At 64.1% G+C, this 10,030-nt stretch carries 13 protein-coding genes and 2 pseudogenes; 7 read left to right on the forward strand and 8 right to left on the reverse strand.

Annotation, left to right across the window (positions count from 1 at the left end; genetic code table 11):
* The 3 genes and pseudogenes from VGH54_RS13510 to VGH54_RS13520 all read right to left on the reverse strand — a co-directional run.
* Positions 1-716: pseudogene (locus tag VGH54_RS13510) on the reverse strand (hypothetical protein); the annotation flags it as partial.
* Positions 717-884: 168 nt separating this feature from the next.
* Positions 885-1,172 carry a hypothetical protein gene (locus tag VGH54_RS13515; RefSeq protein ID WP_331512523.1) on the reverse strand — a complete coding sequence of 96 codons (288 nt, stop codon included), beginning with the start codon at positions 1,170-1,172 and terminating at the stop codon, positions 885-887.
* Between the two features lie 74 nt (positions 1,173-1,246).
* Positions 1,247-2,218: an alpha/beta hydrolase gene (locus tag VGH54_RS13520; protein ID WP_331512524.1), complete on the reverse strand. Its 972-nt coding sequence runs from the start codon at positions 2,216-2,218 to the stop codon at positions 1,247-1,249.
* Positions 2,219-2,400: 182 nt separating this feature from the next.
* Between VGH54_RS13520 and VGH54_RS13525 the strand changes: the two genes are divergently transcribed.
* From VGH54_RS13525 to VGH54_RS13535, 3 genes are read left to right on the forward strand one after another with little or no spacing between them, the layout of a single operon-like run.
* On the forward strand, positions 2,401-2,700 hold the full coding sequence (locus VGH54_RS13525) for a hypothetical protein (protein WP_331512526.1): 300 nt from the start codon (positions 2,401-2,403) through the stop codon (positions 2,698-2,700).
* 2 nt (positions 2,701-2,702) lie between these two features.
* The gene (locus VGH54_RS13530; protein ID WP_331512527.1) at positions 2,703-3,812 is read left to right on the forward strand and encodes a hypothetical protein; all 1,110 of its coding nucleotides are present in this window, start codon (positions 2,703-2,705) and stop codon (positions 3,810-3,812) included.
* Positions 3,812-4,069 carry a hypothetical protein gene (locus tag VGH54_RS13535; RefSeq protein ID WP_331512528.1) on the forward strand — a complete coding sequence of 86 codons (258 nt, stop codon included), beginning with the start codon at positions 3,812-3,814 and terminating at the stop codon, positions 4,067-4,069. Before VGH54_RS13530 ends, VGH54_RS13535 begins: the two co-directional genes overlap by 1 nt.
* A gap of 81 nt (positions 4,070-4,150) precedes the next feature.
* Here the strand turns inward: VGH54_RS13535 and VGH54_RS13540 are convergent, their stop codons facing one another.
* A complete protein-coding gene (locus VGH54_RS13540) occupies positions 4,151-4,558 on the reverse strand; it encodes a type II toxin-antitoxin system VapC family toxin (RefSeq protein WP_331512529.1) in 408 nt (135 codons plus the stop codon).
* On the reverse strand, positions 4,555-4,800 hold the full coding sequence (locus VGH54_RS13545) for a type II toxin-antitoxin system VapB family antitoxin (RefSeq protein ID WP_331512530.1): 246 nt from the start codon (positions 4,798-4,800) through the stop codon (positions 4,555-4,557). The genes VGH54_RS13540 and VGH54_RS13545 overlap by 4 nt, the downstream gene beginning before the upstream one ends.
* Positions 4,801-4,927: 127 nt before the next feature.
* Between VGH54_RS13545 and VGH54_RS13550 the strand changes: the two are divergent.
* A pseudogene (locus VGH54_RS13550) lies at positions 4,928-5,206 on the forward strand (ATPase); the annotation flags it as partial.
* A gap of 106 nt (positions 5,207-5,312) precedes the next feature.
* Here the strand turns inward: VGH54_RS13550 and VGH54_RS13555 are convergent.
* The 3 genes from VGH54_RS13555 to VGH54_RS13565 form a co-directional block, all read right to left on the reverse strand.
* Entirely contained in the window at positions 5,313-5,705 is a 393-nt protein-coding gene (locus VGH54_RS13555; protein ID WP_331512531.1) for a hypothetical protein, read from the reverse strand.
* A gap of 51 nt (positions 5,706-5,756) precedes the next feature.
* Positions 5,757-5,930, reverse strand: coding sequence for a CsbD family protein (locus tag VGH54_RS13560; protein WP_331512532.1), 174 nt, complete (start codon positions 5,928-5,930; stop codon positions 5,757-5,759).
* A 73-nt stretch (positions 5,931-6,003) separates the two neighbouring features.
* Positions 6,004-6,444 (reverse strand): hypothetical protein, encoded by a 441-nt coding sequence (locus VGH54_RS13565; protein ID WP_331512533.1) that lies wholly within the window; start codon positions 6,442-6,444, stop codon positions 6,004-6,006.
* Between the two features lie 115 nt (positions 6,445-6,559).
* Between VGH54_RS13565 and VGH54_RS13570 the strand changes: the two genes are divergently transcribed.
* The 3 genes from VGH54_RS13570 to VGH54_RS13580 all read left to right on the forward strand — a co-directional run.
* Positions 6,560-7,303, forward strand: a complete 744-nt coding sequence (locus VGH54_RS13570; protein WP_331512534.1) for a TetR/AcrR family transcriptional regulator — start codon at positions 6,560-6,562, stop codon at positions 7,301-7,303.
* Positions 7,304-7,456: 153 nt separating this feature from the next.
* The gene (locus VGH54_RS13575) at positions 7,457-8,545 is read left to right on the forward strand and encodes a LamG-like jellyroll fold domain-containing protein (protein ID WP_331512535.1); all 1,089 of its coding nucleotides are present in this window, start codon (positions 7,457-7,459) and stop codon (positions 8,543-8,545) included.
* Positions 8,542-10,030 (forward strand): hypothetical protein (locus VGH54_RS13580; RefSeq protein ID WP_331512537.1); only part of this gene is annotated, 1,489 nt, incomplete at its 3' end. The genes VGH54_RS13575 and VGH54_RS13580, both read left to right, overlap by 4 nt.

Raw genomic sequence — 10,030 nt, forward strand, 5'->3', positions numbered from 1 at the left:
CCCCACACGTAGGGGACGTTGACGAACCCGGCGGCGTACCGGACCAGATCAGCTCCGGTGGGATGCGGTATGTCCGCGGGCTTTTCGTAGACCGCCACCGTTCGAGCATCCAGCCACCTCGGGCCGCGATCGGGGGTGGCCACCTGAACTGCCTTATCGGTGCGGTTCAGGACGGGAAGCCGGGTGTTGGTACTGATCTCGAGGTCGCGATCGGACAGTCCCGATTCGCGGTAGAGCCAGGCGGTGATGCCGCGATCGGCCAGCGCGAACGGACCGTATTCCTTCAGTGCCCAGTAGCCCGCGTCGATTGTCAACTGGGCCTTGGGAATCCAGCCGGGATAGCCCTGAGAGTTCTTCGGTGTGGGCTGATCGGGGACCACTACCTCGTCCCAGTCGCCCTGCTCCCCCACCACCACCACCCGGTCGCCGAAGAGGGCCTGCGTTTGGTCGAGATTGTCCGAGGTGAGCGCTTCTTGCTGGTCCGGCGTCATAGCGGACAGCCAGCCGCGAATATCGACCGGATTTGTCAGAGCGGGATGGTCGACTGGACGCGGGCTCTGTGGGGTGGTCCACACCGTGGCCACCGAAACGGTCACATAAGCGCTGCGCGCCACCGGCGCCGCGGAGAGGTCAGCAGGGTCAGCGATTACGGATACTGCCGCCAGCCCGATGGACAAGACACCGGCAAGCACTGTTCGGGTCGCGGCGCCGGTCACGTCCGTCGACGTTATCGGAGCCGCGCCGCTGTGTCCGGTCAACTGACGTCGAGTCCGCCCCACACTCACCATCCCCGCACCATCATGCGAAGTGCCCGCCTCAGAGCGAATTTGCGGTGACGGTGATCGCTGATCACCGGCGGAATCGCAGCAGAACGCGACTGGGTGCTACCGGTGTAGCTCGGCGTAGTCGATACTCTGGTTGACTTCGTCGATCGCTAGTCGAACCATCTCGATCGCCTGTTCACGGTGGCCACCCGAATCGAAGGGTTCGGCGGTCTGCAAATCAGAGAGGCTCTGATTCAGGTGGTCTCTCGCACTGACCATGTGTGGCTGGATGGCGTAGGCCGCCCCTGCACCGACGATGCTGAAGCCGGCTGCCGTGATCACACCGGCAACCGCCAGTCGGAATTTAGAGATCTGCACGATAGTCCCCTTCGTCATGGATACGGACACGCTCGATCAATCTTCGCAGCTCGTGTCAGCGGAGTTACACACGACCTTCGGGCGCCGCGTGGACCGCAGATGCGTTAGCTGCTGCGCAACTCCGGGAGATCGCAGGCTCCGGACCCGCCCGAGAGCTGCGCGCGCATGTGCGCGAGGACTTCTTCGGTCATGGCGAAGCCGCCCAGGTGGCTCTCGGGGCGCACGGTAAGTACTGCGTCCTGAAGGCGCGCGACGGCCGTGTGCACGCCGTCGATCGGAACGACGTGGTCGGTCTCGCCGTGCCACCATCGCACCGGCACCTTCACGTCGACGAGCCGAAAACCCCAGTCGCGCCCGAGAAGACGGGCATCATCGACCATGGCCAGGCAACGACCGCGGAAGGCATTGACCATGTCATCGACGAAGATCGCCTCGACTTCAGGATCGTCCAGGACCTGCCGATCGATTTCGGGCCACATCCGCATGTAGAGGCGATAGGCGTAGTGCGCAAAGGGAATTAGAGGCGCCAACAAGATGGTGGCAATCACCGCCAACGGCCGGCGCAACTGGGTGAGGATAAGACCAAACCGCCGGGCGACGTTGGTGACGCCGGCGCGGGTGGCCTCGGGACCGACCGCCGGGACGGTGCCGTCGAGAACGGCCACGGCAGCCACCCGGTCGACCAGTGGCGGCAGCGCCCCGCAAGCCAGCGCGTAGGGGCCTCCGCCGGACATGCCCACGACGCCGATCTGCTCGGCGTCGAGCGCGTCGGCCACCTGCGCCATGTCGGCAACCCACTCGCTCACCGAGGTGTAGCGGTGCGAATCGGACAGCCCGGTGCCCGGCCGCTCGATGACGATGACCCGCAGGCCGAGCTTGTCGGCGGCCCGCCGACCCTTCGCGAGGAATTGGCGCCGCGCGCCGAGTGTGCCGTGGAACCACAGCACCACCGGACCCGCGGGATCGCCGAATTCGGCATAGCCGAGTCGACGGCCGTCGGCCAGGAGGAATTGACCTTCTGCCCGCGGCTTTTCAACGCGCGGCACTCCGGGAGGATGCCGCAGTGGGTTGTCCATCGACTTCGACACTAGGCGACCAATTGACACGTGGTTGACCACCGAATGTGCAGTTACCCGCAGTGTTACGCAGGAGTTCCCGCGTGATTCATCGCGGCTTTGTCGCGGTGACAAGCTGCGTCGAAACCACCGGCCGCCATGGTGACTGGTTGGCGTGTGAGGTTCTGCCTACACTTCGGCCCGTGGGGCAGGAATTGCACGTCGACACTGCTGGTGTGCACGCTATGGCTACTCGTTGGGGCGCTTCGGTGGGTGACCTCAACGAGACGGTTGCGCCGACGGGTCTGGGATTGTCGTGTCAGACCAGCGCGGCCGCCGTCAACGCCGCGCACGTCGACGTCACAGCATTCACCGCCGGGCTGGCGGCGCGGGTCGGTGAGCGCGCCAGTGGCATCGTCCAAGCCGACCTCAGCTATCTCTTCCAGGAAGCTGCGTCGACAGCCGCGGTGGCTGCTGTCTTTCAGCCGATGATCAGCGAGTAGCAATGGCGGCGGTCGCGGGGGCTCCCGCTCTGTCGGCCCTGTTGGCTTGGCCCACTGACCATCTCACCGAGGCAGCCACGCACTGGGAAACCGTGGGCGAGCGTAGCTATAGCGTGGCCCACGGGGTTTGGAGCGACGCGCTGACCGTCGATTGGACCGGTGAGGCCGCCGAGGCGCTACGTACCGACACCCACGCGGACATGATGACCACCAGCGCGGTGGTCGATCAACTGCAGTCAGCAGCCAGCGTGGCGCGCGGCGGGGCTTCGGAATTGGAAGCGGCCCGCGCGCAGGTGCGCTACGCGGTTGAGGACGCCCGCTCAGCGGGATTCCAAGTGGGCGAAGATCTTTCGGTCACGGACCGGACGTCTGGTGGGTCAGCCGCCGAGCGGGCCGCTCGCCAGGCTGCGGCGCAAACATTCGCCGCCGACATCGGCGGGCGTGCAGCTCAACTGGTTAGCGCGGATGCGCAGGTCGCGAGCAGAGTCACCGCGGCTGCGGCCGGCGTTGGTACCACTTTCCCGCAGACGCCGCCGACCAACGGCCAAGTCCGCGCCGTCGACAGCCACACGTTCAAACAAGATCCACCTTCGCCGTTGCCAGTGGATCCGAAGGACATGACCGAAGCTGAGGCTCGCGCAGCGTGGGCCGGCGTCAACGCCGACATCAATGCTTGGAACGCTCGATGTGGACGTACCTTCGTCTTACCGACCGAGCAGGGAGCGTACGACTCATGCATCGCCGACAAACAGCCGCTATTGGACAAGCAGGCCGCGATCAGGGCACGTCTGCACGACCTCAAGGTACCCATAGAAGGAGAGGAACCCGCTCAACATCCTGATACGGCCGAGCCGCCATTTCCTCCGCCTCAACGAATCAACGGTTATACAGGCCACGGGCAAGAGCAGATTGAGGGTCGAGACGGGCACGGGGTCAGCGACAGCGCCCTGCAGGACGCCGTGGAGCATCCACTTTCACCGCCGAGTTATCAAATTAATGAACAAGGCAAGGGCTCTTACCTTTATCAGGGCAAAGATGCGACGGTGGTTTTGAATAAGGATGGGGAAGTGATCACTGCCTGGCCGAACAACCATCACGGTTGGAGACATTGATGAAGAGCGCTCTCGACGCTTTGCCGCCAGAGTCTTCCGCGATTATCGAGGATGAGTTGGCCAAGGCCGACCCCAATCTTCTTGCGCAGCTTCGTAGCACGCGCGAACCTACCAACGAACAGCGTGCGGCCGTTAACGAATTGCTCGCGAGAGCCGTGATCAGAAGCATGGGAGCTGACTGGGTCCCCAACGTGCGCGGACTGGCGGTCGAACGCGCTGTGAAAGTCTTCCTCGAAAACTGGCCGTTGAACGAATAATTGGCGCACCGGGAGGATGGGCAGGGGCGCAATGACTTTGACCGACACCGGTAACACGACCGGAGTGGCAGGCAGCATTCGCTATGCGCCTGATCCCCTCATCGCGGATTGGACCCCAGTGCGCCCAAAGTCGTCGCCCTTCCACAGCAACGGCTCCCGTAAGTCGAGCGCGAGGGCGTAAGCGAGGCAATCACCGAAGTTCAAACCGGCGGGGTGGCCGCTGCCTTTGCCGAAATCTGCGTAGGCCTGGCGGGCCAAGCGAGCCTGGTGCTCGGTCACCGGCTCGATCACAAACTTGGCTTCGTGGATGAGTTCGTCGAGACCTCGGCTAATGACCGGGTCTCGCTGAGAGTCCAGGACGATTCCGCATTCGAGATAGCTTGCCGCAGAGAGCTTCCGCGCGTCGGCGTGGGCGATGGACTGAGCGTAGAGCGCGGCGTCGTCTTCCTCTCTGAGGATCGCGATGATTGCCGACGTGTCCACGATCATGCCGGCAGCCCTCGCTCGTCATAGAGCAGCGCGCCGTGGTCCGCCAGCTTGGTCTGTGGGCTCATCCGGCTGGCGGTCCTGTGGCCAATGGCCAGGAGCCGGCTCGCGAGATCGTCGCCCTGAAGTCGGGCCAGACGCTCGTTGACCGCGGTCGCTACAGCCTGCGCCTGGGACTCGCCGGTGATTTTCGCGATCTGCTTGACCGCTTCGTGGACTGACACATTTTTGATGTTCAACGCCATTGGGGTACCTTTCTACCAGTGCAATGGTACCAATGTACTTACTCACTCGCCTGGCCCAACACGGCCACCGCCGAAGACGCTTCCATTTCGGACATGAGTAGGAGTCTGCCGTGATGCACCGACACGTGTCCTGCTCATCCCCGAGGACCTGGCGGTCGAGCGGGTCCGGCACCGGGTCAGCGCGGGCGGACACGATGTGCCCGAGAACAAGATTCGCGAACGCTACCAACGGCTTTGGGCACTTGTCGCCACCGCGACCATCCGATGCGATTCTGCGACGGTGTACGACAACAGCGGGATTGAAGGCCCCCGCATCGTCGCCCAGGTGAACGACGGTTTTTGCGTCGGCTTGCCGCCGTGGCCGGCGTGGACGCCTGACGTCTTGCGGTCAGCGTGCGCCGCGTAGCGCGACCGGATCACCAATGCCCTTGGTGCACAACTTCATTGAACGGTCGCCGGTTCGGTTCGCGGCGACCGTCACATCGCGGGGTTCATCGCGACCCGGCGGTGGGTCATGGTTCGTTGTGGACGGGCGCGCGGGTGTCGGATGCTGGGGATGCCGGGTCCAGAGTGTCGGCGCGGTCGAACTGTCCTTTGAGGTGGTCGCGCGAGGTGACCGCTTCATCGCGGTGGACGGCAGCTTGTTGTTGCAGACCGGAGGCTTGTGCCGCTTTGACGTCGGCTTCGGCTTGGGCGGCGCGGGCTTTGGCGGCGGTCTCGTCGGCGAGGGCTTCCTGTTGTTTGACTAGCAGGGTTTCGTGCCTGGCGTTCTCGCGGATCTTGTCTGCTTCGACGCGGCGCTGTTGGCTGCGTTTGTTGCGTGCCACCCAGGTGAGTCCTGCGATGAGCAGGATGGCCACGACTGCGGCCGCGACGATGATCAAAACGGTTGTGCTGGTAGCCATTTCGGCTCCTTATTTTTGACGGGTTGTGGAGAAGTACTTGGGAAGTGTCGGTCAGTGTTTGAAGACGTCTTTGACTTTTGCCCCTGCCTGTTTGGCGTTGGCCTTGGCCTGATCGGCGCGGCCCTCGGTGCGTAGGCGGGTGTTGCCGGTGGCGCGGCCGAAATACTTCTTGGTGGCGCCTTTGGCGGCTTCGGCTTTGTGGGCGAGCTTCTTACCGATGCTCATAGCGGATTCCTTCATTTCTTCGGTGGTCACAGACCGCGACGGCGGGCTGAGCGAGATAGCGACCTGCGCTGGTTTACGCAGAGGTGTCGACGTGGCGTGTTTGCCGACGACGCGCCCAGCGACCGAATAGGGGAAGACCGCGCCTGCGGGGGTGAGCTGCTGTCGAACTCACCGTCGAGTCGGTGGCGGTGGCGCCTGGGTGTTCAAGCTCTTGGGTGGGGTGACGTTTCACTAACGCCGGCTCGCGCTGAGAACGTGCAAGGTCGCGTCGGGCGTCGCGCCCACGCACCGCGCTGCGTCGGGCGCCGGCCAACAACACGCTCAGACCCAGCAACCCCACCGCGCCGACCACGATCCCAGACAGGAACAATGTGCCGGTCGACCCGGTCACGTGATAACCCAGCACGGAAAAGTTCTCTGCCAGCGGGTGAGTGGCCCCGGCATTGCCCAGCACCCCGACGGTCCCGACAATCACCCCGATGAGCAGAACAACTAATCCGACGATGACCATCATGGCGATGCCTCTAATTCCGATGCGAGAACCCCAGTACACACCCAGGTAGACGGCCTGTCAACAGCGTTGACATACACCATTGGTCTACAGTGTCACCGGAGGAGGTGCTGCTGCCATGAAACAGCCCCCCGGTCTGGACAAGACCACTGACGGTGCAGGGCCCTCCGTCACAGTCGGCGGCGCCGATGGCCGCCCGATCACCCGGTCGCTCATCTTGCAGACCGCGTTAGAGATCGTCGACCGCGACGGCCAGGATGGCTTGTCGATGCGCCGTCTCAGCGAGGCGGTCAATCGCGATACCACGGTGCTCTATCGCCACCTACCCAACAAAGCCGCCGTGCTCGACGGCGTCGCCGAACTCGTCCTGACCGAGCTCTCGGTGGACACCACCGACCCGGACTGGTCCGCACAGCTGCGCACCGTCGCCCACGACTTTCGGCGACTCGCACTCGCACACCCCAACGTCGTGCCGTTGCTGGTGACCCGCCCCTTGGCCACCCCCCTTGGACAACGACCGCCCGGAACGCTACGGCCCCTCGAAGACGTCCTCACCCTGCTCATCGCCGCCGGGTTCTCCGGCGAGGACGCCCTGCACATCTACCGGGTGCTATTCGCCTACCTGTACGGCCACGTCATCGATGAACTGCAGGAAATCGTCGAGCGACCCGAAGAAACAGACCACGTTCTGCGGCTCGGCCTGCACCGACTGTCGATCACCGACTTCCCCCACCTCCGCGCCCTGGCAGCGGTCCTCGCCTCCTACGACGGCGCCGCCGAACTCAACCGGGGCCTCGACCTGCTCCTCGCCGGGCTCGCCGAAACCCTCACCCACCCCGACGGAACGCCCCGAATCGCTTAAGCGCCTTTGTGATGACGCATGGATCGACGATGCGATCATCCGTTCGCTTGAGATCGTCCTGCCCGCATGCCTATGCGAGATAACGTCCACGGCGCGGATCTGGGGGCATACAGTCCATGAGAGCCGTTCTCTTACGGCGCGCAGGGAGGGGCGATGGCCAATCAGTGGGAATTGATCTGTCACCACACGTATTCGGGGACACCCGGGGTTGTATACGATCTGTCCCCCAATCACCGAAGTTCAGGTGTAACAGTCGATCTCGCCGACAGCGACTTCGTGGCCGCCGGAGCCACGGCCGGCTCCGGCGCTGTTCGCTTCCATTCAACTGACGCGGCGATCCAAATCCCCCCGAACACTGATTGGCAGCCGCTCGACGCTATCCGAGGCGAGGTCACCTTGCTACTCGATCCTCCTCCGGCCGGAGGAGGCCCGGCCGTTTTCCGTCTGATAGATGCCGGGTCCGTTCAGTTCGATATCCGGGCGGGGGGGCTCAGGGCCTGGTTCGTCAGTAATCCGCTGGGCTATACCGAGGTAAGCACTGCTCTGCATGCTGTCGTGCCGAATGTCAAAGTCCCGACCGGACAGTGGATGACGGTCGGCTTTCTCCATGATGGCGTGGCGAATCAGCAATTATTCTTGGACGGCATCCTCGTAGCCGCGACCAGTGGGCCGCTCCGGCCGGTGCAAGCCAGCGCCGGGGTGACGATCGGTAACGCCCCGAGCGGAGGGTTACCCATCCGCGGACTACTCGACGATGTAAAGGTTTGGCGGGCGAACCCCCGCCGCGTCTTTGACGACTTCTTCGACAGGCCGATGGATCCGGAAACGGCGGCATGCTGGGATGACTATCTTCGACGGCTCCGCCGATGGATGGACAGCAATCCCGATTGCGCCGACCGGCTGCAGGCCGAGGCCATGGCGGCCGCGAACAGCTTGCTGCGCGACGCGCTGAATCACGGGCCGCGGCTACGTCAGCACCTTGCCGATTCGGCTAAGCGGTATAGGGCGCATTGGCGCGCAGGCGAATTAGATAGTCCTGCGATGGCCCGTGTGCTCGTCGAGCTGGCCTCCGCGTTGCAAGCAGCCGGGATCGCACCGGATGTCAATCCCGATGTCATGTCTCTACGTCAGTCGGAATGTCTGCGCCGCTTCCGATCCGAGGTGGGATCGCCCGACTGCGATCGTCAGTTCATGGCGATGTTGGACGGACACCACAATCGTGATGAGAGAACCGCACAGTGAACCGCACAAACCTTACCGCTGGAAGCGTCGCTGTCAGCAAGTCCAGCTACACCACCGCGGCTATCAATCCATCCGCCGACAGACTCCTGCTGGCCTTCGTGCTCAACGCCAGCGCGGGTGTTTTACCGCCGACCCCCACCGCACCAACACTGACCGGCATTGGGCTGACCTGGGAGGCTGTCGAGAGCGTAAGCAGCGGTGCGCATCGGCTGACGTGCCTGCGCGCTCTGGCCGTCGGGGCCGCACCGCCCCCTGGTGCGATCACGTTCGACTTCGCCGGGCAAACCCAGGCGTTGTGCGCCTGGTCGGTGTTCGAATACGACAACGTCGATACGGGCGGGACGAACGGGTCGGCTGCGGTCATCCAGCATCCGAGCGCGACGGCGGCCGGGGCCACCTCATTGTCTGTGCCGCTCAGCGCGTTTGGTGACCCAGCGGCGAACCTGGCAGTGGCGGCAATCGGCCTGACCTCTGTGCACCCGATCACCGCGGGTCCAGGCTTCGCCCAGATTGACGTGCAGTCGCCCAACACCGGACTCGGCCCATCGGCGGCGCTTCAGTGCCAAGACCACCCCGGCGCGACGGCCACCGTTGACTGGACATGGTCGGGCGGTGCGGCGAACTCTTTCGCCATCGCGCTTGAAGTCAAGGCCGCCGCCGTGCCCGCTGTTCCGGCCCCCGGTCCGGTCGAGAGCCACGAACAACTCGCCCGTAAGTTCGAGCCAATCCTGTTCTGCCACCCGGATGAATCGTTCTTCCCGTCGGACGCGAAGCGCTATGTCGAGAACGCAGCGCTGTGGGTCGCCGTCGCTCCGCCGTTCGACGACAAGGCGGACTGGGGCGCTGGCAGCACACAGCCGTTCCCCCGTCACCCGGCGGTTCCCTCCGGAGGGATTGAGACTCAGGACGCGAGCAGGTCCACTTACATCGGCGCCCCCGGCAACCATGACTCCGAGCAAACCGAGCACTTCCTGGAAGTAGGGGGATGGATCGATAAGGCCAGAGTTTCACAGCCCGACGTCACGGCCACCAGCTCCAATGACTTCGCTAATCGGGACGCCATTCACGACCGCTACACCAATGAGCCGAAACTGAACGGCAGCCAGTTTTGGTACCACACAGAACTTTTCGACACGGAACGGCTGCGTCGCCTCGCCGCGACTGTGCCAGCCCCCGATCTGGGCAAGGTCGTCGACACCTTCCTCAACCCGGCACTGCTGTGCTACTACTTCCTCTTCCCTGCCCGTGAACAATCGCTTGACGCGGACTGCACCAACATCGAAGCCACGGAATTCGGCAGCCACGCCGGCCAATGGGCCGCCGTCGTGCTCCTACTCGAGCGCGCAGACGCGCAGCCGAATTACCGGCCCTCCTTGGTGGGGTTCACCGGTTCGCAGACCCCGTCATTTCCCGACGCCAGCGGCAACCCGACGCGCCGTCCACAAGCCTTCGACGACGAGGGCCGCGCCAATCTGAAGGTGGAGC

Source organism: Mycobacterium sp. (assembly GCF_036488105.1).
Taxonomy (GTDB): domain Bacteria; phylum Actinomycetota; class Actinomycetes; order Mycobacteriales; family Mycobacteriaceae; genus Mycobacterium.

Coding starts and splice junctions, on each gene's coding strand:
- VGH54_RS13530 (WP_331512527.1), top strand. CDS start 2,703: ATGGCGGCGGTCGCGGGGGCTCCCGCTCTGTCGGCCCTGTTGGCTTGG.
- VGH54_RS13570 (WP_331512534.1), top strand. CDS start 6,560: ATGAAACAGCCCCCCGGTCTGGACAAGACCACTGACGGTGCAGGGCCC.
- VGH54_RS13575 (WP_331512535.1), top strand. CDS start 7,457: ATGGCCAATCAGTGGGAATTGATCTGTCACCACACGTATTCGGGGACA.
- VGH54_RS13555 (WP_331512531.1), bottom strand. CDS start 5,705: ATGGCTACCAGCACAACCGTTTTGATCATCGTCGCGGCCGCAGTCGTG.
- VGH54_RS13560 (WP_331512532.1), bottom strand. CDS start 5,930: ATGAGCATCGGTAAGAAGCTCGCCCACAAAGCCGAAGCCGCCAAAGGC.
- VGH54_RS13565 (WP_331512533.1), bottom strand. CDS start 6,444: ATGATGGTCATCGTCGGATTAGTTGTTCTGCTCATCGGGGTGATTGTC.
- VGH54_RS13540 (WP_331512529.1), bottom strand. CDS start 4,558: ATGATCGTGGACACGTCGGCAATCATCGCGATCCTCAGAGAGGAAGAC.
- VGH54_RS13520 (WP_331512524.1), bottom strand. CDS start 2,218: ATGGACAACCCACTGCGGCATCCTCCCGGAGTGCCGCGCGTTGAAAAG.
- VGH54_RS13535 (WP_331512528.1), top strand. CDS start 3,812: ATGAAGAGCGCTCTCGACGCTTTGCCGCCAGAGTCTTCCGCGATTATC.
- VGH54_RS13545 (WP_331512530.1), bottom strand. CDS start 4,800: ATGGCGTTGAACATCAAAAATGTGTCAGTCCACGAAGCGGTCAAGCAG.